The sequence below is a fragment of the Flavobacterium branchiarum genome, assembly GCF_030409845.1.
Lineage (GTDB): Bacteria > Bacteroidota > Bacteroidia > Flavobacteriales > Flavobacteriaceae > Flavobacterium > Flavobacterium branchiarum.
Map to the genome: position 1 here is coordinate 1,863,831 of NZ_JAUFQQ010000005.1, position 25,180 is coordinate 1,889,010.

General features: G+C 31.6%; 24 protein-coding genes. 21 read left to right on the plus strand and 3 right to left on the minus strand.

The features are described 5' to 3' along the window. Positions 1-38: 38 nt before the first annotated feature. The 21 genes from QWY99_RS20085 to dusB all read left to right on the plus strand — a co-directional run bounded on the left by QWY99_RS20085 (position 39) and on the right by dusB (position 21,612). Positions 39-737 (plus strand): ABC transporter ATP-binding protein, encoded by a 699-nt coding sequence (locus tag QWY99_RS20085; RefSeq protein WP_290267484.1) that lies wholly within the window; start codon positions 39-41, stop codon positions 735-737. Beyond that, on the plus strand, positions 727-2,010 hold the full coding sequence (locus QWY99_RS20090; protein WP_290267485.1) for an ABC transporter permease: 1,284 nt from the start codon (positions 727-729) through the stop codon (positions 2,008-2,010). The genes QWY99_RS20085 and QWY99_RS20090 overlap by 11 nt, the downstream gene beginning before the upstream one ends. Then, entirely contained in the window at positions 1,985-2,434 is a 450-nt protein-coding gene (locus QWY99_RS20095; RefSeq protein ID WP_290267486.1) for an acyl-CoA thioesterase, read from the plus strand. The genes QWY99_RS20090 and QWY99_RS20095 overlap by 26 nt, the downstream gene beginning before the upstream one ends. Beyond that, the gene (locus tag QWY99_RS20100; protein ID WP_290267487.1) at positions 2,434-3,573 is read left to right on the plus strand and encodes a beta-ketoacyl-[acyl-carrier-protein] synthase family protein; all 1,140 of its coding nucleotides are present in this window, start codon (positions 2,434-2,436) and stop codon (positions 3,571-3,573) included. The genes QWY99_RS20095 and QWY99_RS20100 overlap by 1 nt, the downstream gene beginning before the upstream one ends. Further along, complete coding sequence (locus QWY99_RS20105; RefSeq protein ID WP_290267488.1) at positions 3,573-4,205, plus strand: 3-oxoacyl-ACP synthase; 633 nt, start codon at positions 3,573-3,575, stop codon at positions 4,203-4,205. The genes QWY99_RS20100 and QWY99_RS20105 overlap by 1 nt, the downstream gene beginning before the upstream one ends. 2 nt (positions 4,206-4,207) lie before the next feature. Further along, positions 4,208-4,465 carry a phosphopantetheine-binding protein gene (locus tag QWY99_RS20110; protein WP_290267489.1) on the plus strand — a complete coding sequence of 86 codons (258 nt, stop codon included), beginning with the start codon at positions 4,208-4,210 and terminating at the stop codon, positions 4,463-4,465. 107 nt (positions 4,466-4,572) lie between these two features. Beyond that, positions 4,573-5,775 carry a beta-ketoacyl-[acyl-carrier-protein] synthase family protein gene (locus QWY99_RS20115; protein WP_290267490.1) on the plus strand — a complete coding sequence of 401 codons (1,203 nt, stop codon included), beginning with the start codon at positions 4,573-4,575 and terminating at the stop codon, positions 5,773-5,775. Beyond that, positions 5,772-6,842, plus strand: a complete 1,071-nt coding sequence (locus QWY99_RS20120) for a beta-ketoacyl synthase N-terminal-like domain-containing protein (RefSeq protein WP_290267491.1) — start codon at positions 5,772-5,774, stop codon at positions 6,840-6,842. Before QWY99_RS20115 ends, QWY99_RS20120 begins: the two co-directional genes overlap by 4 nt. Further along, entirely contained in the window at positions 6,829-7,605 is a 777-nt protein-coding gene (locus tag QWY99_RS20125) for a polysaccharide deacetylase family protein (RefSeq protein ID WP_290267492.1), read from the plus strand. The genes QWY99_RS20120 and QWY99_RS20125 overlap by 14 nt, the downstream gene beginning before the upstream one ends. After that, positions 7,595-8,230 carry a flexirubin biosynthesis/transport protein LolA2 gene (gene lolA2, locus QWY99_RS20130; RefSeq protein WP_290267493.1) on the plus strand — a complete coding sequence of 212 codons (636 nt, stop codon included), beginning with the start codon at positions 7,595-7,597 and terminating at the stop codon, positions 8,228-8,230. Before QWY99_RS20125 ends, lolA2 begins: the two co-directional genes overlap by 11 nt. Beyond that, positions 8,196-8,834, plus strand: a complete 639-nt coding sequence (gene lolB2 / locus QWY99_RS20135) for a flexirubin biosynthesis protein LolB2 (RefSeq protein ID WP_290267494.1) — start codon at positions 8,196-8,198, stop codon at positions 8,832-8,834. Before lolA2 ends, lolB2 begins: the two co-directional genes overlap by 35 nt. Before the next feature lie 32 nt (positions 8,835-8,866). Next, a complete protein-coding gene (locus tag QWY99_RS20140) occupies positions 8,867-9,475 on the plus strand; it encodes a porin family protein (protein ID WP_290267495.1) in 609 nt (202 codons plus the stop codon). Positions 9,476-9,502: 27 nt separating this feature from the next. Beyond that, positions 9,503-10,147: a porin family protein gene (locus QWY99_RS20145; RefSeq protein ID WP_290267496.1), complete on the plus strand. Its 645-nt coding sequence runs from the start codon at positions 9,503-9,505 to the stop codon at positions 10,145-10,147. A gap of 11 nt (positions 10,148-10,158) precedes the next feature. Further along, complete coding sequence (locus tag QWY99_RS20150) at positions 10,159-10,530, plus strand: ApeI family dehydratase (RefSeq protein ID WP_290267497.1); 372 nt, start codon at positions 10,159-10,161, stop codon at positions 10,528-10,530. 2 nt (positions 10,531-10,532) lie between these two features. Continuing rightward, entirely contained in the window at positions 10,533-11,018 is a 486-nt protein-coding gene (locus QWY99_RS20155; protein ID WP_290267499.1) for a hypothetical protein, read from the plus strand. 17 nt (positions 11,019-11,035) lie between these two features. After that, positions 11,036-12,217: a DUF2062 domain-containing protein gene (locus QWY99_RS20160; RefSeq protein ID WP_290267501.1), complete on the plus strand. Its 1,182-nt coding sequence runs from the start codon at positions 11,036-11,038 to the stop codon at positions 12,215-12,217. A gap of 2 nt (positions 12,218-12,219) precedes the next feature. Continuing rightward, entirely contained in the window at positions 12,220-15,903 is a 3,684-nt protein-coding gene (locus tag QWY99_RS20165) for an MMPL family transporter (RefSeq protein ID WP_290267502.1), read from the plus strand. A 1-nt stretch (position 15,904) separates the two neighbouring features. Continuing rightward, on the plus strand, positions 15,905-17,422 hold the full coding sequence (locus tag QWY99_RS20170; protein ID WP_290267503.1) for a phytoene desaturase family protein: 1,518 nt from the start codon (positions 15,905-15,907) through the stop codon (positions 17,420-17,422). Positions 17,423-17,431: 9 nt separating this feature from the next. Then, entirely contained in the window at positions 17,432-19,099 is a 1,668-nt protein-coding gene (locus QWY99_RS20175; RefSeq protein ID WP_290267505.1) for a C45 family autoproteolytic acyltransferase/hydrolase, read from the plus strand. Continuing rightward, positions 19,099-20,391, plus strand: a complete 1,293-nt coding sequence (flxY, locus tag QWY99_RS20180) for a flexirubin biosynthesis putative acyl-CoA ligase FlxY (RefSeq protein ID WP_290267506.1) — start codon at positions 19,099-19,101, stop codon at positions 20,389-20,391. The genes QWY99_RS20175 and flxY overlap by 1 nt, the downstream gene beginning before the upstream one ends. Positions 20,392-20,619: 228 nt before the next feature. Continuing rightward, a complete protein-coding gene (gene dusB / locus QWY99_RS20185) occupies positions 20,620-21,612 on the plus strand; it encodes a tRNA dihydrouridine synthase DusB (protein WP_290268265.1) in 993 nt (330 codons plus the stop codon). A 142-nt stretch (positions 21,613-21,754) separates the two neighbouring features. Here dusB and QWY99_RS20190 read toward each other — a convergent pair whose 3' ends face one another. The 3 genes from QWY99_RS20190 to rbfA all read right to left on the minus strand — a co-directional run bounded on the left by QWY99_RS20190 (position 21,755) and on the right by rbfA (position 24,950). After that, positions 21,755-23,182, minus strand: coding sequence for an MATE family efflux transporter (locus tag QWY99_RS20190; RefSeq protein ID WP_290267507.1), 1,428 nt, complete (start codon positions 23,180-23,182; stop codon positions 21,755-21,757). Between the two features lie 174 nt (positions 23,183-23,356). Next, positions 23,357-24,556, minus strand: a complete 1,200-nt coding sequence (locus QWY99_RS20195; protein WP_290267508.1) for an ABC transporter permease — start codon at positions 24,554-24,556, stop codon at positions 23,357-23,359. A 1-nt stretch (position 24,557) separates the two neighbouring features. Beyond that, positions 24,558-24,950, minus strand: a complete 393-nt coding sequence (gene rbfA / locus QWY99_RS20200) for a 30S ribosome-binding factor RbfA (protein WP_290267509.1) — start codon at positions 24,948-24,950, stop codon at positions 24,558-24,560. Positions 24,951-25,180 lie beyond the last annotated feature (230 nt).

A 25,180-nucleotide genomic window follows, 5' to 3' on the forward strand; every position in this document is an offset into this window, starting at 1 on the left:
AAATAACATCGCTATCTAAAAAGTACAAAAATGCAGAAATGTATTCTTTGAACGACTTAACGCTTACCATAAACGAAGGTCAAATTTTTGGTTTATTAGGTCCAAATGGAGCTGGAAAAACAACATTAATTTCGATGCTTTGTGGTTTGGTTAAACCTACTTCAGGCTCTTTTACAATTAATGGCATGGCGTATGCAAATAATGCTACCAAAATAAAACAATTCATAGGTGTTGTTCCTCAAGAATATGCCCTATATCCTACCCTAACAGCAAGAGAGAATTTACATTATTTCGGTAGCATGTATGGCCTAAAAGGACAGAATTTAAAAGACAAAGTAATCGAAACTTTGGATCTTTTGGGGTTACTTAAATTTGCAGACAAACGCATCGAAACCTTTTCTGGAGGAATGAAAAGAAGAATTAATTTAATTGCTGGAATATTACACAATCCTAAAATTATATTTCTAGATGAACCAACAGTTGGTGTTGATGTACAATCAAAAAATGCTATTATTGATTATCTAAAACACTTAAACAAAAACGGAACAACAATTATTTATACTTCACATCATTTATCTGAAGCACAAGATTTTTGTACAGATATTGCTATTCTTGACCAAGGTAAAATCTATGCTCAAGGCACTCCTTCTGGATTAATTTCAAATACACAAAACGCACAAAATCTTGAAGACGTTTTTATTTCATTAACTGGTAAAGAACTAAGAGATGATATATAAATTATGGATGTCTGTAGTCAAAGAATTCCTATTGTTAAAAAGGGATTTAGGAGGATTAATTATTTTATTCGTAATGCCTCTTGTACTTGTTATTACGGTAACTTTAATTCAAGACAGTACATTTAAAACCGTAAGCGATTCTAAAATCGAAATCCTTTTAGTAAATAACGACAATGGCTCAGTAGCCAAAACAGTTTATGATAATTTACAAAAAAGCAATCTATTTACAGTAGTAACACAAATCAAAGATATTCCTTTAACAGAAGCTGTCGCTAAAGAAGCTGTTTATAAAGGAAAATACCAATTAGCAATTGTTATTCCTGAAAATCTAAGTAAAGATTTACAAGAAAAAATAGACCAAAATGTACAAAAAATAGTAAGTAGCATTGGTTTAACTGATACAATTGCTCAAACTGAAACTCCTAAAATAATCACCCAAAAAGAAGTTAGATTATACTTTGACCCAGCGGTACAAATGAGTTTCAAAAATGCAGTCATGAACTCCATTGATAAAATGATTTCACAAATAGAAACCCATTCTATTTACACTGCTTTTCAAAAACAATTGGGAGAAGGAAGCGCTAATTTTGAACAAAAAAGTTTCATTACTTTCAAGGAAATTATTCCTAGAGTAAACAATAAAGAAGTATTACCAAATTCAACTCAGCATAACGTTCCTGCATGGACCCTTTTTGCTATGTTTTTTATTGTTATTCCACTTTCGATCAATATTGTAAAAGAAAAAACACAAGGAACTTTTGTTCGCTTATTAACAAATCCGGTTTCAAATCGTATTGTTATGACAGGTAAAACTATTACATATTCTGTAATTTGTATGATTCAATTTTACATGATGGTTGGTGTTGCCGTTTTTATATTTCCAGAAATTGGTTTACCATCACTTAATATAGAAGGCCATTTATTTTTAATGAGCGTTGTTGCTTTATTCTCTGGATTTGCTGCTATTGGTTTCGGAATATTATTAGGAACCGTTGCCAAAACACAAGAGCAATCGGCTCCTTTTGGTGCAACAAGTGTTATTATTCTAGCTGCAATAGGAGGTGTTTGGGTACCCGTTTTTGCAATGCCAAAAATTATGCAGCTTATCGCCAAGTCTTCACCGATGAACTGGGGATTAAATGCCTTTTACGATGTATTATTACGTAACGCAACATTTTTAGAAATCATTCCAGAAATAGGTTTATTATTTCTGTTTTTTATAATTACAACAACAATTGCCTTAGCATATGATAAGAAGAAAAGAGCAGTATAACGAAGCTATTGCATTAACAGTTACTGAAGAGGTTAGAATACGCTTTAACGAAACCGATGCCCTCGGAATTGTTTGGCATGGCTATTATATAACCTATTTTGAAGATGGTCGTGAAGCTTTCGGACGCAAACATGGGATTACCTACCTTGATGTCGCTGCTAGTGGATACACCACTCCAATCGTAAAATCAACTTGTGAGCATAAATTGTCTTTGCGCTATGGCGATGTCATTCGTGTAGAAACAAGTATTGTAGATACGCCCGCAGCAAAAATAATTTATAGATTTAAAATTTATAATACCAGTAATGAAATTGTCTGTACAGGCGAAACGGTACAGGTATTTTTAAATAAAGAAGGAAATTTAATGCTTACTAATCCTCCATTTTACGAAGAATGGAAACGAAAAGTTGGTCTTTTAAAATAATGAGAAGAGCCGTTTATATAAACCAAACCAATTGTATCACTCCCTTAGGATTTGATGTTCCGTCGAACATTGAGGCTATTGTTTGTGGTGAATCTGGCATTCAGTTGCATGAAGATGTATCTTTAATGCCTAATCCTTTTTATGCTTCGATTATAAATGAAGAAAAATTAAATGCTGCTTTCGCAAAGATTAGTTCTGAAACTAACTATTCGAGATTAGAAAAAATGATGATTTTGGCTTTAGAACCAATCATCAAAAATTCTGAAGTAGATTTAAATTCAAAAACTGCCTTTATACTTTCGACAACAAAAGGAAATGTAACTGCTTTAAAAAATGATTCTCCCGAGAGTTTTCATAATGCTCATTTAAATGTCTTGGCACAAAATGTAGCAGCCTTTTTCGATTTTAAAACGCAACCTATCGTAGTTTCTAATGCTTGTGTATCAGGAATTTTGGCCGTTTCGGTTGCCAAAAGAATAATACAAAGTGAACTATATGACAACGTTTTTATCGTTGCTGGTGATGAAGTTTCAGAATTTGTTTTGTCTGGTTTTAATGCATTTCAAGCAATGAGTAGTTTGCCTTGCAAGCCTTATTCCGCAAACAGAACTGGTGTAAGTCTGGGTGAAGCTACTGCAGCTGTTTTAGTTTCAGCAGAATTAAAAAATGCAAAAATAAAAATAGTCGGAGATAGTTCTATAAACGATGCGAATCATATATCGGGTCCTTCAAGAACAGGCGAAGGTTTATTCAGAAGTATACAAAACGCCTTGAACGAAGCACAAATAAAACCGGAGCATATTGATTATATTTCGGCACACGGAACTGCAACTCCTTTTAATGACGAGATGGAAGCTATTGCTTTCAACCGATTAGAGATGGGAACGGTTCCTGTAAATAGTTTGAAAGGTTTTTACGGGCATACATTGGGTGCTTCAGGATTATTAGAAACAGTAATTTCAATTGAATCTGTCCTTCGTGATACACTTTTTATTTCCTTAGGTTTTGATGAAATGGGAGTAACCCAACCAATTAATGTCATTGAAAAAAATGAAAAGAAAAACATTGATACTTTTCTAAAAACAGCCTCTGGTTTCGGAGGTTGCAATACAGCAGTGATTTTTGAAAAAGTAAAATAATGACTCCAAACAAAACATACATACAATCCTATTGCTCAATTGAAAACAACGAAATTGTTTTGAACGGAACTACTATTTTCAAAATAGAGCCAACCAATTTTGCAGACTTTTCGAAACAAGCGTACCGCAATTTTGAAATAAGTTATCCTAAATTTTTCAAAATGGATTCTTTAAGTAAACTAGCCTTTTTAGGAGCCGAATTACTTTTGAGATCAAACCCAAGCGATAGCGAACTAGCAGATGAAATAGAAAACAATACAGCCTTGGTTTTAGCTAATAAATCCTCAAGTCTTGATACTGATGTAAAATATCAGGAATCTATATCCGATAAGGAGGATTATTACCCAAGTCCAGCCGTTTTTGTTTATACTTTGCCAAATATTTGCTTAGGAGAAATTAGTATCCGTCATCAACTAAAAAGTGAAAATTCTTTTTTTATATTTGACGCCTTCAATCCTGAATTTATAAGTAACTACGCCAATATACTTTTGCAGACTAATAAAGCAGAAACTGTACTTTGCGGATGGGTGGAGTTTTTCAATGAAGAATATAAAGCTTTTCTTTGTCTGGTTGGTAAAGAAGAGAATCAAAAATACCAAAACGAAACGATAGAAACATTATATAACAAATAACCATGGACGCATTAAAATTAGAATTAAAAAATAAAATTATTACTGTATTAAATCTTGAAGATATTACTCTTGAAGACATTAACGATAATGACCCTCTGTTTGGAGATGGTTTAGGTTTGGACTCTATCGATGCTTTAGAATTAATCGTTATTCTAGACAAAGATTACGGAATTAAATTAGTTGACCCGAAAGAAGGTAAAGTAATTTTCCAATCAATCGAATCAATGGCTGCTTATATCCAGGCAAACAGAACTAAATAAACTTCTTAGACTTAGTTAGACTGCTTAGATAAGAGTATGGACTAAAATTTAATAATCTAGGCAGTCTAATCAAGTTAAATAATCTAAAAATAAAAGTAGTCTAAAAAATGGCAAAAGGAGTAGCTATAACTGGTATGGGAATAATATCTTCAATCGGAAATTCGGTCGAAGAAAATTATTTTTCATTAATAAATAACAAGGTTGCAATTACGACTATCGAGAATATTTCGACAATTCATGCCGATCTTATTAAAGTTGGTGAAATAAAGAAAACCAATGCTGAGTTAATCGCTCAATTACAACTCGACGAAGAAAATAACTTTTCAAGAACTGCTTTACTTGGTGCAATAGCGGCCAAAGAAGCTGTTGCAAATGCGAAAATTACATCAATTAACGAATATAAAACAGGATTAATTTCGGCAACTAGTGTTGGTGGAATGGATATGACTGAGAGATATTATTATGATTATTTAGAAAATCCCGAAGTAAGAAAATATATTATTAGTCATAGTTGTGGAGATGTAGCTCAAAAAATTGCTGACGAAATTGGATTAAAAGGCATGGTAACTACAATAAGTACAGCTTGTTCTTCGGCAGCAAATGCAATTATGCTTGGCGCAAGATTAATCAAATCTGGAAAACTAGACCGAGTTATTGTTGGTGGAACCGATGCTTTGGCAAAATTTACGATCAATGGTTTTAAAACTTTAATGATCTTATCTGATGGTTATAATAAACCTTTTGATGACGAACGTAAAGGATTAAATCTGGGTGAAGCTGCTGCATTCTTAGTTTTGGAATCTGATGAAATTATAAAAAAAGAAAACAAAAATGTACTTGCTCGCGTTTCAGGTTACGGTAACGCTAATGATGCTTTTCATCAAACTGCTTCCTCCGAAAATGGTGACGGTGCTTACCTTGCTATGAAAAAAGCATTTGATGTTGCTGCTTTAGATCCAAGTAAAATCGATTATATCAATGTTCATGGAACAGCAACTCCTAATAATGATTTATCCGAAGGAAGAGCAATTCTTAGAGTTTATAAAGAAAACCCTGTTCCAGATTTTAGTTCTACTAAACCTTTTACAGGTCATACTCTTGCTGCCGCTGCTGCTATTGAAGCGGTTTATAGTGTCCTTGCAATTCAGAACAATGTTGTTTTTCCAAGTTTAAATTTTGAGACTCCAATGCAGGAGTTTAGTATAACACCACAAACAACTTTAAAACATAAAAATATCGAACACGTATTATCAAATTCTTTTGGTTTTGGTGGTAACTGTTCTACACTTATATTTTCTAAAAACGAATGAGAAAAACATATATAAATGGTACAGGTTGTCTTTCAGCTCAAAAAACATTTGATACTGTTTTTTTGGAAGAAGCTGAATGGAATAATAATGACAATGTCTTATTTTTAAAGAAACCTAATTACAAAGATTTTATTTCTCCTATTGCAAGCCGAAGAATGGCTAATGGGATCAAAAACGGAATTGTAGCTTCGGCATATGCCCTAAAAGAAGCAAACATTGACAATATTGATGCTATTATTACAGGAACAGGAATGGGTTGCATTGAAGATTCTGAGAAATTCTTAAAAGCAATCATCGATAATAACGAGGAGTTCTTAACCCCTACCGCTTTTATTCAATCAACACACAATACAGTTGGAGCACAGATTGCGCTTACATTACAATGCAAAGGATATAATTTTACTTATGTAAATGGCGCTATTTCTTTTGAGTCGGCACTTTTAGATGCCAAAATGCAAATTGATGAAGACGAAGCCAATTCAGTATTAGTGGGTGGCGTTGATGAAAATGGTGATTATACTATATCTCTTTTTAAATTAGCAGGATATATAAAAGAAAATAGAAATGAACCTTATCACCTTTTAGAAGAAACCACAAAAGGATATATCTATGGCGAAGGAGCTTGTTTTTTTGTTCTAGAAAATGAAAAAAAAGACTCAACTTATGCTCAACTTATAGACGTAGAAATTAAAAACATCCTAAAAGAAGATGAAGTTGAAGCTGAGATTAAGAAATTTTTAAAATTAAATAAATTAGAAATTTCAGATATAGACGCTGTTGTTTTGGGTTATAATGGTGATATCCAATTTGACTCTTATTATAAAAATTTGGCAGATAATGCTTTCGCAAATACGCCACAGGTTTATTACAAACATTTATCTGGAGAATACAATACAGTATCTGCTTTTGGATTATGGGTTGGTTCTAAAATCATTAAAACACAAACAATCCCAGAACTTATTAAAGCTAATTCATTACAAAGGCCAGCCTACAATACAATTTTGCTATACAATCAGTTTAACGGAAAAGACCATAGTTTTACATTAATTTCAAATGATAACGCATAAAAAAACTTGTTTGTTTTTTATCATCATATTGCTTTTATTGCTTCTTACGAAACTTTATATAGCAATCAATTTTTTGTGGTTTATCGCAATTGGAATAATCTGGTTAAGCATTGTAGCAATAAATTCGTCACGAATAAAATCGAACTATCATGTAAAGGCATATTGTAATAATCCATCATTAACTGAAAATAAAATCGCATTAACTTTTGATGATGGTCCAAGCGAAATCACTTTAGAGGTCCTAGATGTCTTAAAAAATTACGATGTAAAAGCAACCTTTTTTTGCATTGGAAAAAACATAGAGAAACATCCAGAAATTATCGAGCGTATTTTATCAGAAGGTCATCAAGTTGGAAATCATTCTTACAGTCATTCTCATTTTTTTGATTTATACAATACTAAAAAAATATTTGAAGAACTAAAAAGAACAGATCTGCTTCTTGAAAAATTTACTTCAAGAAAAATACAATTCTTCAGGCCTCCGTATGGCGTAACAACCCCATCAATTCGTAGGGCTTTAAAGTTAAGCGGACATAAAGTAATTGGCTGGAATATTCGATCACTTGATGGAGGCATTAAAGATCAAGAAGTCATTTACAATCGAATTATAAAACGTGTTTCTCCTGGCGGAATTGTACTTTTGCATGACACGGCTAAACATTCAGTATTAGTCTTGGAACAGTTTTTGCAATTTTTACAGCAAAACAATTATACCGTAATTTCGGTTGAAAAACTATTGAATCTTAAAGCATATGAAGACTAAAATTTATTTATTCGCAATACTCTTGAATCTGTTTACCTTGAGTTTGTTTGCTCAGGAGCAAAAAATGTCTGATACAGAAATTGCTACTTTTAAACAATCGGTTAATCTGGTTTCCAAAAAAATCAAAACATTAAGTACCGATTTTGTACAATACAAGCATTTAGACTTCTTATCAAAAGATATTGAAACATCTGGAAAGATGATTTTTAAAGAACCAAGTCTATTACAATGGCAATACAAAAAACCATATAATTATACTATTGTCTTTAAAAATGGTAAAATTTTAATTAATGACGAAGGCAAGAAAAGTGTTGTAGATATTGGAAATAGCAAAATCTTTGGTCGAATCAATAAACTTATTGTTGGTAGTGTAAGTGGCGATATGTTTGATGATAAAGAATTTAGCATTAGTTATTTTAAATCAAAAAACCAGAACATTGCAAAATTCATCCCTAAAGATGCAACTTTAAAAAAATACATTAAACAAATAGAACTGACTTTCGATAAAGAAGACGCAACTGTTGTTCAAGTAAAATTACTTGAATCATCTGAAGATTATACCCGAATTGTACTTAAAAACAAAGTGATAAATGCAAAAATCGACGACTCCGTTTTTACTAATTAATTGCTTTTTAGTTTTTTTTCTGTTTTCTTGTGGTCAAAAAATTACAAAAAATTTCACACCAAAACCATTAGAAAAAACATCTTATGAAGCACCGTATTTTTCTAATCCCGAAATTGATTATGTCTATAAAGCAAACATAACAGTTTATGGTCATGAATTATCTGGAATATTTATTGCAAAAAAAATAAATGATACTACCCATCGCGTTGTATTTACTACTGAATTTGGTAATAAATTATTAGACTTTGAAATTTCGGAAACTAACTTTAAAGTTAATTCCATTGTATCTGAATTGGACCGAAAAATACTTATTTCGACCTTGAAAAAGGATTTTCGAATACTTCTAAAAAAGAACTATTTGATTAATGAACAATTTGAAAATCAAACAAATACAATCTACCAATCAAAAGATGGTAAACAGTATAATTTTATATTTTTATCAAAAGAGAATCAAAAATTAGAAAAACTAGTATATGCTTCGCAAACAAAAGAAAAAATAACTATTAGTTTTAGTTCAGAAAACAATATTTTTGCAGAGAAAATTGAGATTTTACATCAAAATATAAAGTTAAAAATAGAATTGAATTATTTTAAACCTGAATAAGGAAATCCAATTATTACCAACAAAAAAATAAAATGAATTATAAGCACTTATTATTTTCAATACTTGCCTGTGTAACCATTATTCAAGTACAAGCGCAAGTAACTTTTAAACCCGGTTTAAGAGCAGGTTTGAATTTTTCAACTTTTACAGAAACACATTCTTCTTATAAAACTGGTTTTTATGTGGGAGGTTTTGGTGAGATAAAATTAGCCAAAAGATACACTTTACAACCCGAAATCACCTATACTGAACAAGGTTCAAACAATGTAACTGAAACGTATTATGATTATTTTACTAATACTGAAAAAATAGAACGTAAAGATCTAAAGTTAAATTACTTGTCAACTGCTGTAATGAATAAATTTACTTTTGGAAATGGTTTTCAATTACAAGTTGGCCCTACATTAGATTTTGTTTTAAATGATAATTTGAAACGAAGATTTTCTGATGTCGATTTAGCAATTGTTGCTGGAATTGGATATAAATTACCTTCTGGTTTAACATTAGAAGCTCGTGTTAAAAAGGGTATTATTGATGTACTTGACGACAACTATTCTGCAAATAATAATGACAATTTATTTGGCGATTATAATACAAATTTTTTGTTTCAGCTTGGAGCTTCATACTCTTTTGGAAAATAATCCTTTTAATACTATTTTAAATAAATTATGAGTAAAAAAATATCTTTAATTCTCGTTTTCGTTCTTATAACAGTAATAAAAACGCAAGCTCAAGTCACTTTTAAACCAGGAATACAAGCTGGAATTAACATTTCTAAATTGACTAATTCAAATCTTGGAAACAAAACCGATTTTTATATTGGGGGATTTGGAGCTTTAAAGTTTTCAAAGTTCTACACACTTCAACCTGAATTAACGTATTCAAGACAAGGAGCCAAAGGAAATGAAAAAATGGGTAGTACCAGTTATTATGACGCTACAACAAATAATTACATTACAATTTACAATCAAGGCAACGTAGATGTATCTTTGCACTATATTTCGGCTATTACGATTAATAAGCTGAATTTTAATGATAACTTTTATGTCGTAGCAGGTCCTTTTTTCGATATACTTGTTGCTGATAGTTTTAAAGTAGAACCAAAAGGAAACGAAAGAAGTTTTACCAAAGGTGGGGATATCGATTTAGGGATTATTGGAGGATTAGGATACAGCTTGAAAAATGGAGTTTCATTTGAAGCTAGAGTCAAAAAAGGCTTAACAAATTCATATAGCAATGATTATTCATATGGAAACGATAATACAAATTTAGTATTCCAATTTGGTGCAACTTATACATTTAAGACAAAATAAAAAATACAATTATGGTTTTAAAAGACTTTTATAAAGTACTTTCATTAGAAAACCCAAGTGGTTCAAAATACGAAGCTGTTATCATGGTGAATGACAAACATGATGTTTTCAAAGGTCATTTTCCAGATAATCCAATAATGCCCGGAGTATGTATGATACAGATTATAAAAGAAATTTCGGAAACAATTACCAAAAGTAGCTTAATGATGCAAACGCTTAGTAATGTTAAATTCATGGCTTTAATTAACCCTGAAGTTACTCCTGAATTACGTTTAGAATTGGATATTACCACAACCGAAGATGATTTAATAAAGGTAAAAAACACAACTTATTTTAACGAAACTGTTGCTTTAAAATTAAGTAACGTTTATAAAAAAGCTTAATTATGAAACTATTTATCTCATTGTTTTTATTAGTGAATTTAGTAAGTACTCCAGATCTTGCTACAATTAGAAAAATATACCCAACAGCTTCAGATTCTGAAACTAGTGCTAAAAGTTTTACCGCTAAGTTATCAAGCATTTCTGATACCGACGAAAATATTCTAGTTGCTTATAAAGCTGCTTCTATCCTATTGGATTCTAAGTATGAGAAGAAAATATCTGCAAAGATGAGTCGTTTCAAAGAAGGGGCGCTATTATTAGAAAGCACTATTGCCAAAGAACCTAAGTCTATAGAAATACGAATGATTCGTTTAAGCATTCAGGAAAATGTTCCTGGAATTACAGGTTATAAGAAAAACATCAAAGAAGATAAAAAATTTATTCTAGCACATTATAATGAACAAAATACTGCGCTAAAAGAATACTTAAAAAACTTTATTCTACAATCTAAAAGTTTCTCTGCTACAGAAAAACAAACGATACAGTAGTTAAAGAACACCATAAAATGAAACCTATTTTATCTCAAGAGGAACAACTTAGTCAAACTAATTTTTGTGTTATTGTACCTACATACAACAACAACAAAACATTAGAAAAAGTTCTTAATTCTATTTTGGTCTACACCAAAGATATTATTGTAGTCAATGATGGATCAACAGATAAAACAAGTGAAATTTTAGACAGTTTTTCTGAACTTATTCAAATTCATCATCCAAAAAATCAAGGAAAAGGAATTGCATTACAAAATGGATTTAACAAAGCAATTGCATTAAATTATGAATATGCGATAACTATTGATTCTGATGGACAACATTACGCTTCGGATATTCCTTCCTTTATTAATTTTATTCAAAACGAACCGAATAGTTTACTTATTGGAAGTCGTAATATGACTCAAGAAAATGTGCCTAAAAAAAGTAGTTTTGGAAACAAGTTTTCAAACTTCTGGTTTTGGTTTGAAACAGGAATTCGTCTTGAAGATACACAATCCGGATTTCGTTTGTACCCATTGCAACTAATTCCTAAAAGATATTACACGCCAAAATTTGAATTCGAAATTGAGGTAATTGTACGCGCTGCATGGAAAGGAATTCCAGTTAAAAACATTCCAGTTAAAGTTCTTTATGATCCGTTGGAAAGAGTTTCCCATTTTCGACCGTTCAAAGATTTTACCCGAATTAGTATTTTAAATACAGTCCTGGTTATTATTGCACTTGTCTACATCAAACCAAGAGATTTGGTTAGAAAAATAAAAAAAAAAGGCCTTAAAAAATTCCTTCTTGAAGATATTCTAGAAAGTGATGAATCTAATTTCAAAAAATCATCTGCAATTGCATTAGGAGTATTTATTGGAATTTCTCCATTTTGGGGATTTCAAACAGTATTACTTCTTTTCTTTGCCACAGTATTCAAACTCAATAAAGTCATTGCTTTTTTAGCTTCAAATGTTAGTTTACCTCCTTTAATTCCATTAGTAATATATGGGTCGTTAAAAACAGGAAGCCTTTTTATATCTAGCAATTCCTCTTTGATACAAAATGATTCAATGGTACTTTCTGATGTTTCCAACAACATAACACAATATATTGTCGGAAGTCTTATTTTAGCAACCTTAATGGCATCATTACTGGGATTAACGTCCTATTTGATTTTGACAATATTTAATACAAAAAAAATTAAAAAATAAGCATGCATCATTATTTCTACGCCATACATTTATTTGTAAACCGAAGAAAATCGCTATCGGTTTTTTTGGCAATCGCATTGCTCTTTATATTTGGATTCTTTGCTTCAAAAATTAAATTTGAAGAAGATATTACCAAACTTATCCCAACAAACGATAAGGCCGATGTTACTGCCAAAGTACTGAAACAACTTAACTTTGCAGATAAGATCACTGTAATTTTTCAACTTGAAAAAGAGGGAACTGATGATGAATTAAAAGAAATGGCAGCTATTTTTACTGATAGTATTGCCAAAACTTGCAAACCGTATATAACAGCTGTACAAGGAAAAATCGACGAAGAAAACATTCAAGAAACAATTGATTTTGTTTACAACAATGTGCCACTTTTTCTAGAAGATAAAGACTATGCAACCATTCAATCCAAACTACAACAAGACAGTATTGCTGCAACTGTACAAGGAAATTACAAATCAATAATTTCTCCTTCGGGATTTATTACCAAAGATTTTATATTACAAGATCCATTAGGAATTTCATTTATAGCCTTAAAAAAGCTACAACAATTAAATGTTGGTGATGATTTTACTCTCGATAATGGTTTTGTGATGACCAAAGACAAAAAGAAATTGCTACTTTTTATTACTTCTAATTTGCCTTCTAGCGAAACAGAAAAGAACTCCCTTTTTGCAGCAAAGCTAAATACTATAAAAGACAATTTAAACAAGCAATTTAAAACAAAAGCTTCTGTAAGCTATTTTGGTTCTGCACTTATTGCAGTTGCAAATGCCAACCAGATTAAAAGCGATATTGTACTTACTACAACTATTGCAATGATTACGTTAATGCTTATTTTGATTTTATTTTATCGAAAAGTCTTCATACCGTTAATCATCTTTCTTCCTACCGTATTTGGTGCTTTATTTGCCGTTGCATTTTTATATTTTGTAAAAGAACAAATTTCGGCAATTTCACTAGGAATCGGATCTATACTATTAGGTATTACAATAGATTATTCCATCCATATTCTAACGCATTACAAGCACAACAGCGATGTAAAAACACTATACAAAGACATTACAATGCCTGTTATTATGAGTAGTTCTACAACTGCTGTTGCTTTCTTGTGCTTGCTCTTTGTAAAATCAGATGCATTAAATGACCTAGGGATTTTTGCAGCAGTAATCGTAATGGCATCTGCAATTTTCTCGCTTCTTATTGTTCCTCATTTATACAAACCAAAAGAAAATAATTTTGAACACAAGAAGAATGCGATTGATAAACTCGCTCATTTTTCATTTCATAACAATAAAATCTTAATAGGTTTTTGCGTTCTAATCACAATCGTTTGTTGTTTCACCTATAATGATGTTGGTTTTAATAATGATTTATCACAGCTAAATTTTGTTCCTAAAGAAATTAAGGCTGCCGAAAAAAAATTAGAAGAAAGTACAACCAGCTTAACTTCTAAAACTATTTATCTAGCTTCTTACGGAAATAGTATGGAGGAAGTTTTGCAAAACAACAGCCTCCTTTTTAATACTTTAGCAAAAGACAAACAGCAAAATAAAATACTAAATTACAGTTCCGTAGGAGGGATTATGCTTTCGCAAAAAGAGCAAAAGCAAAAAGTTGATAAATGGAATTCATTTTGGGATGCTAATAAAAAACAACTTTTAAAATCCCAATTGATTACTGAAGGAGCTAAACTTGGTTTTAAACCTACAACATATTCCGCTTTCTTTGACCATCTTGATGCTAACTTTAAACCCATTTCGTATCAAGATTATTTAAAAATTAGCGCCTTACAATTACAAGAATTTATAAGTGAAAAAAATGGCTTTTTCACAATCTCAACATTAGTAAAAGTTACGCCTCAACAGCGTGATAACTTTGTAAAAACGGCTTCATCCAAAGACAATTTACTGGCAATTGATCGCCAACAAATGAATGAAACTTTTTTTAGTACCCTAAATAGTGATTTCAATTCCCTTGTAAATTATTCTTTTGTTGCTGTAATACTTATTCTCTTTTTCTTTTTCCGAAGAATTGAGTTGGTTATCATAAGTTGCATTCCAATTGCATTAACAGGAATTGTAACTGCCGGAATAATGGGGCTTTTTGGGATCCAACTGAACATTTTCAGTATGATTGTATGTACATTAATTTTTGGGCATGGAGTTGATTTCAGTATTTTCATGACAAGTGCATTACAGAAAGAATATACAACTGGAAAGAATGAAATTGCAATCTATAGAACATCTATAATTCTTGCCGTAATAACAACTATTCTAGGAATTGGCGCATTAATATTTGCCAAACATCCTGCATTACAATCTATTTCGTCAATCTCATTAATTGGAGTATTTGCAGCACTAATAATTACATTTATTTTTTACCCAATTTTATTCAAGTTATTCTTGTCCAATCGTCCTAAAAATGGAAAAGCTCCTTTCCAGCTACGTACATTCATACAAGGTGTAATATCTTTTTTCTATTATGGTTCAGGAGGCGTTTTAATGTCAATATTTAGTTTGACGATTATGAAAATAATACCATTAAAAGAAAAGACAAAAATAAAAGCATTCCGATATTTCATTTCAAAATTCATGAAATCCGTTTTATATTCCAATCCCTTTATGCATAAAAAAGTGATTAATATAAATAATGAAAAATTTGAAAAACCAGCAGTACTTATTGCCAATCATTCTTCTTTTTTAGATATTCTAGCAGTTGGAATGCTTAGTCCCAAAATTATTTACCTAGTTAGCGATTGGGTTTATAATTCCCCTATATTCGGTGCTACAGTAAGAAAAGCAGGTTTTTATCCCGTTTCCGAGGGACTTGAAGGTGGTATAGAACATTTGCAACAAAAAATAGAAGAAGGATATTCATTAATGGTATTTCCAGAAGGAACCCGCTCTGAGAGCAATCAAATTAAACGATTCCATAAAGGTGCCTTTTATCTTGCAGAACATTTTAATCTAGACATTATTCCTATTGTAATTCACGGCGCTTCAGAAGCTTTACCAAAAGGAGACTTCATTATATACGATAGCGCTATAACTATTTCTATCCTTGACCGAATTACTCCTGAGAATCTTTCTTTTGGAAAAAATTATACCGAAAGAACAAAACTGATAAGTGCTTTCTTTAAAACCGAATTCAAGAAAATTCGTGAGAAACTTGAAGGTCCCGATTATTTCAAGAAAATGGTTATTAATAGTTTTGACTACAAAGAATTAGAAATAATAAACAGTGTAAAAAAGAATATAAACACCAATTTAGAAACCTATTATCTGTTAAACAAATACATAAGCCCTAAAGCTAAGATTTTGCATTTAACCAACGATTATGGTGAACTAGATTTACTACTAACATTACAAGAACCACAACGAAAGGTAGATTCTTATACAACCGATGAAGAAAAATATGCCGTTGCACAAACCAATTATATCGTTAAAAAAAGAACGATACACTATCTAGAAAATCTTGAGCCTGCATTGCAGAAACAATATGATGTGATTTTAATTTCTGATGAACATCATAGTACTTTAATCGAAAAAATAATTCCCATTACCTCTAGCATTATTTTAATTAATAGCACAAGTTTAAAAAACACAATACTTAATTTTGGCTACCATTGTACAAATGAAGATGACAAAATTATAGTCTTAAAAAAAGAATAGCATGAAAGAGCGTTATGATGTTGTTATCGTAGGAAGCGGCTTAGGCGGTCTAGTTTCGGCTATTATTCTTGCCAAAGAAGGATATAGCGTTTGTGTCCTCGAAAAAAATAATCAGTTTGGAGGCAACCTTCAAACATTTGTAAGAGACAAAACCATTTTTGATACTGGAATCCATTACATTGGAGGATTAAGCGAAGGTCAAAATTTGTATAAATATTTCAAATATCTAGGTATAATGGATAATTTGAAACTAAAAAAAATGGATGAAGATGGTTTTGATATCATCTCATTTGAAGATGAGAACAAAGAATATCCACATGCACAAGGATATGAAAACTTTGCGAATCAATTATTAAAACACTTTCCAGAAGAAAAAGAAGCAATAGAAAATTATTGTGAAAAAGTAAGAACTACTTGTGATTCATTCCCTTTGTACAATTTACAATGGGAAGGGAAATATGATAGTGATGTTTTGACTTTAAATGCAAAACAAACCATTGATTCTGTAACTGATAATAAGCAATTAAGAGCTGTACTTGCTGGTTCTAATTTTTTATATGCAGGTATAGAAGATAAATCCCCATTTTACGTCCACGCGCTATCTGTAAACTCATACATACAAAGCTCATGGCGTTGCGTAAATGGAGGTAGTCAAATTACAAAACAACTCATCAAACAATTAAAAAAGTATAACGGAGAAGTTTATAAATACAAAGAAGTAGTTCGTTTTAATACTGAAAATAATGATGTAACTTCTGTTACAATGAAAGATGGAACCGAAGTTTCTGGTACTTATTTTATTTCAAATATTGAACCAAAAACAACATTAAAAATGGTTGGCGAAGAAAACTTCCGAAAATCATTTTACAGTCGAATCCAAAGTCTCGAAGGAGTAATCTCGGCATTTAGTTTGTACATCGTTTTTAAACCAAATACTTTTAAATACCTCAATCATAATTACTATCATTTTAAAAATAGTAATGAAGTTTGGACCGCACATGAATACGATGATAATACTTGGCCTAAAGCCTATATGGCATCAATGAATGCATCCAAAAAAGAGGAAGAATGGGCTGATGGTATGACCTTTATTACTTACATGAAATTCGAAGATTTATCCCCTTGGGCAGATACATTTAATACTACTGCCGAAAAAAATGATCGCGGCGAAAGTTATGAAGAATTTAAAACACGAAAAGCTACAAAATTCTTAAACGAGATTGAAATAAAATTTCCAGGAATAAAAGACTGTATTCAATCAATACATACTTCTACTCCACTTTCTTATCGTGATTATATTGGTGGTCACAATGGAAATATGTATGGTTACATCAAAGATTCAAATAATCCGATGAAATCATTTATTGCTTCCAAAACTAAACTAAATAATTTGTACTTAACAGGACAAAGTATTAATATGCATGGTGTTTTGGGCGTAACTATTGGTGCCGTTGTTACTTGTTCAGAAATAGTTGGAAAAGAATATCTAGTAACTAAAATTAATCAAGCCTCTGAATAATTTTTAATTATGAAAAAGCAAATTCAGATCGCCTCATTAATCATTTTCTTGTTGCTGTTTCTATCCTGTGGCACTTCAAAATCAATGCATCATCAGCCCATTACGGCCAATTATGATACAACTTTACCAATTGTAAAAAAGCATTCTGATTCGGTATTTTCATCTGGAAGCAACTTCTTCTTAAAAAATAAGCAAGGACTATGGGAGCTTTATCTAGAAGGTGATGCTTACCAGATTGGCCTCAATTCAGGAGCACTAACTGATTCTCTTTTAAAGAAACAAGAACGCATTTTTTTCTCTAAAATTCAGGATATAGTCCATTCAAAATTCAAGCAAAAAATGCTTCGTAATTTTTTAAAATGGTACAATCGTAAATTATATCTCAATGTTCCCGAAGAATATCAAACCGAAATTTACGGTGTTTCAAAATATACATCTCATGATTACGACGCAATTGCATCACAATATTTACGCAGTTTATATTTACATGCCGCTCATGATATTGGACATGCACTTCAAGATTTAGCAATGGTAGGTTGTTCCTCTTTTGCTACTTGGGGAGAAAAATCTGAAGATGAAAATTTAATTCTTGGTCGCAATTTCGATTTTTATGTAAATGATGCTTTCGCAAAAGACAAAATAGTAGCCTTTATAAAACCAAAAACAGGACATCCATTTATGATGGTTACTTGGCCAGGAATGATCGGGGCAGTTTCAGGAATGAATCAAGAAGGATTAACAGTGACTATCAATGCCGGAAAATCAAAAATACCACTAATTGCAAAAACGCCTATTTCTATTCTTACTCGTGAAATTTTACAGTACGCAACCAACATAGATGAAGCTATTGCTATTGCAAAAAAAACAACTGTTTTTGTTTCTGAATCAATTATGGTCGGAAGTTCTAATGATAATAAAGCTGTTTTAATAGAAGTTTCTCCAGATAAATTTGGGGTGTATGAAGTACCAAATAATGACCAACTTATTTGTTCCAATCATTTCCAAAGCGATGCTTTAAAAGACGACAAGCGAAATAAAAATCAAATTCTGAATAGTCATTCAAAATACAGATATGACAGAATGATCGAACTTTTTGAAGAAACTCCAAAAGTAAATCCAAAGAAAGCAGCCGAGATACTTAGAAACAAAGATGGGTTAGAAAACATAAAACTTGGCTATGGCAACGAAAAGGCGCTAAACCAGTTAATGGCACATCATGGTGTGATTTTTAAACCCAAAGAAAAATTAGTATGGGTTTCTGCCAATCCATATCAATTAGGAGAGTTTGTTTGTTATGACCTGAATAAAATATTTAAAAGCCGAGAACAAACTGATACAATTGTATCTTTGTCTCGAAGTGAATTGAATATTTCTAAAGATCCCTTTTTAGCTACAACCGAATTTAAAAAGTATCAAAAATTCAGGATTGAAGATCAAAAAATTGATTCCTATTTAAAAAATAAAGATAAAATTACAACTGAATTTATTCAGGAGTATCAATCCTTAAATCCAGATTACTGGGTAGTTTTTTATAAAGTTGGATTGTATTATTATCAAACAAAAGAATATGCTTTGGCAAAAAACCACTTTGAAAAAGCATTAACAAAAGAAATTACTACACTTCCTGAAAAACAGAAAGTTGAAAAATATATTAAAAAAATCAAAAGCAAGTTATAATGATTCCAGAAATAGAAAAAGGTTCTTTAGAAGAAATTAAAAATTTTCAAGAGCAAAAATTAGTGGAGTTTTTGGCATATATAAGTCAGAAATCCCCTTTTTATAAAAACCTTTTTGAGAAAAATAAAATTGATGTTTCTAAGATTAAAACACTAGAAGATCTACAACTTTTACCTGTAACCACCAAAGAAGATCTTCAGACTAATAATGATGATTTTTTATGTGTTCCAATTACAAAAATTATTGATTTCGCAACTACCTCTGGAACTTTAGGAGATCCGGTAACTTTTGGTTTAACTGATTCTGATTTGGATAGATTAGCTTATAATGAAGCTATTTCTTTTGATTGTGCAGGAATTAAAGAAGGCGATATTGTACAACTTATGACCACAATTGATCGTAAGTTTATGGCTGGATTGGCTTATTTTTTAGGATTGCGAAAATTAAAAGTAGGTGTAATTCGTGTTGGCGCAGGAATACCCGAACTACAATGGGATTCTATCTTAAAATACAACCCTTCCTATTTAATAACGGTTCCTTCATTTTTATTAAAGTTGATTGAATATGCCGAAAACCATAATATCGATTATAACAATTCGAGCATAAAAGGTGCAATTTGTATTGGAGAGCCACTTAGAAACCAAGATTTTTCGATGAATATTTTGTCTAAAAAAATAACTGACAAATGGAACATTAAATTATATTCTACTTATGCTTCTACCGAAATGAGCACTGCTTTTACGGAATGTGAACATGAAAATGGAGGACATCATCATCCTGAATTAATAATTGTAGAAGTACTTGATGAAGATAACAATCCTGTAAAAAATGGTGAAGTTGGTGAACTAACATTTACTACTTTAGGTATCGAAGCCATGCCTCTATTGCGTTTTAAAACAGGAGATATCGTTCAGTTACACGACACTCCATGTGCCTGTGGAAGAAATACATTACGTGTAGGTCCCGTTGTTGGACGCAAAAAGCAAATGATAAAATATAAAGGAACAACCCTTTATCCCCCTGCAATGAATGATGTTTTAAGTGATTTTGATGCTATCGAAAATCATATCATCGAGATATTTACCAATGATTTAGGAACGGATGAAATTTTGATTAAAATTGCAGTGAAGAATCCAACGGATGAATTATTACATGAAATAAAAGATCATTTTAGAGCCAAATTAAGAGTAACTCCAAAAATAGAATTCACCTCAAAAGAAATATTAAATCCATTAGTTTTTAACCCGATGAGTCGTAAACCAATTCGGTTTTTTGATAATCGAGTTAGCTAAGGTTCAAAGGGACAAAAGCTCAAAGTAATAAAGGTTTACACAAAGTTCGCAAAGCTTAATAACATAGCTTCTGCGAACTTTGTGTTTGTGTATATAAAACTATAACATAAAAATCTTAGCGTCCTTTGCAGTTAAATAATTTGACGAATACCTTCTTTGTTCCTATGCACCTCTGAACCTTTGTACCTTATAAAGAAAAAAGTTGTAATTTTGCAAAAAATATTGAAGATGGTCAAGATTGGCAACATAGAATTACCTGAATTTCCTTTACTACTCGCTCCTATGGAAGATGTGAGTGATCCACCATTCCGTAGATTGTGCAAAACACATGGAGCTGATTTAATGTATTCGGAATTTATTTCTTCGGAAGGATTAATTCGTGATGCAATTAAAAGCCGAATGAAATTAGACATTTTTGATTACGAACGTCCTGTTGGAATTCAGATCTTTGGTGGAGATGAAGAAGCAATGGCAATGTCTTCAAAAATTGTTACTACCGTAAACCCAGATTTGATTGATATCAATTTTGGTTGTCCTGTAAAAAAAGTAGTTTGTAAAGGTGCTGGTGCAGGAGTTTTAAAAGATGTTGACTTAATGGTACGTTTAACCAAAGCGGTTATCGAGAGTACTAATTTACCTGTTACTGTAAAAACTCGTTTGGGTTGGGATGATAACTCCATAAACATTGATGAAGTTGCCGAACGCTTACAAGATATTGGAGTGCAAGCTTTAACGATTCATGCCAGAACCCGCGCACAAATGTACAAAGGACATTCAGACTGGTCTCATATTGCTCGTGTAAAAAACAACCCAAGAATTACAATGCCTATTTTTGGAAATGGAGATATCGATAGCCCAGAGAAAGCATTGAAGTTTAAAAATGAATACGGCATCGACGGTATTATGATTGGTCGTGCTGCAATAGGGTATCCATGGATTTTTAACGAAATAAAGCACTTTTTTGAAACAGGTGAGCATTTGCCTGCGCCAACAGTTAGTGATCGTGTAGAAGCCGCTAGAAACCATCTCACATGGTCGATGGAATGGAAAGGAGAACGCTTAGGAATTGTAGAAATGCGTCGTCATTATACCAATTACTTTAAAGGAATTCATTCGTTTAAAGAATACAAACAAAAACTAGTTACAATTGATGATCCTCAAGGATTATTTAATGTAATGAATGAAATCCAGGAAGTATATGCTGGTTATGAATTTGTTTAGAAAAATATAAAAAGAAAGACCGTCAATTGACGGTCTTTCTTTTTATAATCATAAATTGATTCTTCGTTTTCCTATTCTTGTATAATTACCACGAATTAATTTGTGGCAATTTGTGCAATTCATGTTAGCTTCTTAAAAATGGTTACACTTGAATACGTTTCCATTTTCCTTTTCTGTATAATACGATACTTGCCAAAGTAATAGCCGTTTCTGCAACAGGAATTGCTATAAAAACTCCCGTTGGTCCCATCTTGAAATGTTTTGCTAGAACATAGGCTAATGGAATCTGCAATAACCAGAATCCAACGAAATTAACCATTGTAGGTGTCCAAGTATCTCCAGCGCCATTGAAGGTATTAATTAGTACCATTCCGATTCCGTAGAAAATATATCCAGAACTCATAATCTGCAATGCTTCGACAGCTATTTCCTGAATTACTATATCATAGGTGAAAAATGAAACTATGTATTTTGCAAAAAAGAATGTAATGAGCATTATTGTTGCCATAAAAATGACATTGTATTTTGCAGTAGTAAAAACTGATTTTTCTGCACGGTCAATGTGTTTGGCACCTAAATTCTGTCCAACCAAAGTAGCGGCAGCATTACTTAATCCCCAAGCAGGAAGAATAAAAAACATCATAATACGCAATGCCGTTTGATATCCTGCTGAACCATGATCTCCTCCTGTTGTAGCTACCAGTTGTGCAAGAAATATCCAACTACAAGAGGCTATAACAAATTGCAATACTCCAGGAGCTGCTATTTTTACCAAAGCTTTGATTTGCTTAAAATCTGGGATAAAGTAAGATGAAACGATTTTTAAAACACCTCTTCCATTAAAAAGGTGATACAATTGGTATAATACACCTATGCTTCTTCCCGAAGTTGTTGCTATCGCAGCTCCAACTAATCCAAAGGCTGGAATTGGTCCAAATCCATTAATTAAAATAGGACACAAGATAATGTTACAAATATTAGCAATCCAAAGGCTTTTCATGGCTATAGCTGCATTTCCTGCACCACGGAAAATTCCATTGATAAGAAATAAAAGCATGACACATAAACTTCCACCAATCATAATTTGGGTGAATTTATAACCGTATTCAGCAGCTTCTGCTGATGCTCCCATGAGTAATAAAATTTCTTTGGCATAAATAAATCCCAGAATGCTTATTACACTATTAATTGCAAAGGCTATTAAAATGGCTTGCATCCCTGCTTTTGCGGCGGCAACAGGATCTTTTTCTCCTATACGACGAGCGACAACTGCTGTTGCAGCCATACTAATACCAATTGCAATAGAATAAACAATTGTAATAACCGACTCTGTAAGTCCAACTGCCTGAATAGCAAAACTACTGTGTTCTAGATGGCCCACAAAATATAAATCTACTAATGCAAAAACAGATTCCATAAGCATTTCCAATACCATTGGAATAGCTAGCAGAATTACAGCTTTTTTTATGCTACCTGAAGTATAATCAAAAGATTCATCTCCTTTGATTGCTTGTTTTATTGTTGAGAAAATTCGAGAAAATAAACTTTTCTGTATTGTTGTTTCTGTCATGATAATTTAGAATATAAGATAAAATTGTCCAGGACCATTTATTGGTTGGACTTAAAAATTTAAAGACATCCTAATTATTCTAATAATAAAATAGGATTAGGCAGAAACTATCATAGCATTACGTTTTTTGAGACTATAAATATAAGTATTATTATTATTTAATTAGAATAAAATCTAATCTAGCAATTTTGCACTTACGCGTGTACTTGCTATCAAGGAAGCTATAAATCCAAGTGAAAGAATCGTTCCTAAAACAATAAATACGTTTTCAAGACTGAAAACAACAGGAAAAGCGAGTGTCGGGGTAATCATAATAAGCTCATATTGTTGCTGTAACATAACTAAGATAATCCCTAAAAGAAGACCTAACAAACCACCAAACAAACTTAATAATGTTCCTTGTAGCAAAAATATTTTTCGCAAATCTTTAATTTCTGTTCCTAGATTAAAAAGCGTTTTCAAATTACTTTTTTTATCCAGAATCATCATAATTAATGCTCCAATCAAATTAAACAGCGCTACAATAATGACCAATGTAAATATTAAATAGACTGCAATATTCTCCGTATTAAGCATTTTATACAAAGACGCATTAAGTTGTGCTCTGTTCTTTGTAGTTACTTTATTACTGAAAATAGCTTGCAATTGAGAATCAACTTTTGATTCGTTGACATTTGGTTTTAGCTTAAATTCAATTCCAGAAATCTGATTGGGTTTGTACTCAAGAAGTTCTTGTACTAAGCCTAAATCAGCAAAAACATATTTAGAATCCAAATCCTCACTTATTGAATATATACCTACAGGCAATACATCTGTTTTACTAAATGCTTCTTCTGGATTTTCGATTGTTCCTTTTCCAGGTTTAGGTGCAAATACCTGCAATGGATTCTCAAAATCCAATATCCCCATCGAAAAGTTTTTGGAAATTCCATAACCAACAACAACCTGATATGTACCTGGTTTTAACCATTGCCCGTTAAAGAGTTTTTTTCTAATATCATTGACAACTGGATAATTACTATCCACACCTTTTAAGTAGGTAACTTGTTGTTTTCCATTAAAAATAAACAAAACGCGCTCTTCGATTATTTTAGTGTACGAAGCAATCCCATCAATTTTTTTGATTTGAGTATCCTGACTTGGAGTAACCAAAAATGATTTCCCATAAGTACTTTCAATTTTTAAATCAGGATCTATTTCATTTGTAAAAGAAAGACTGAATACTTTTAGCCCACTAAAAACAGACAAAACCACAAACAAAGCCATTGTACCAACAATTATTCCAAGGCTGGCAATACGATTAATGATATTGATAGCATTGTTCTTACTCTTGCTAAAAATATATCGTTTGGCTATGTAAAGGGGAAAGTTCAAACTATGATTTTCTTCTTTTTTCTAAAAGATCACGGTTTTCAATTGGGTTATCTCTGTTTGCCAAAGCATTGTCTATTTTTTCAATATAGTCTAATGAGTCATCAATAAAGAATACCAAGTTTGGTACACGACGCAATTGTAAACGTACACGTTGCGCTAAATCATGTTTGATTAAAGTTGAATTCGATTTAATTCCTTCTAAAGTTTCTTTTGCTTTCTCCTGAGGAAAAATACTTAAATATACTGTAGCCACCGATAAATCAGAAGTGACCATAACTTTGGATACTGAAATTACTAAATTATTAATTCCGTTTTTTCTCACTTCACCTTGCAAAATATCAACCAAATCCTTTTGGATGACACCGCCTATTTTTTTCTGTCTATTTGTTTCCATAATGCAAAAATACTATTTTAAATGTCAATCGATACATTTTCAAATGAACAATAAGAGCATTTTTATACTCTTATTTTCTTTAGCGCAAATTTCGGTACTCTTTTTTAATAAAAAACCAAAATTGAGATAATTATTCATTCCTTATTTCAATTTACAAAGCTGATAAAAATCATATTTTTTATCAGAAATATTCTACAACTTTAATGAAGATATAACAAAAAAACTTTATT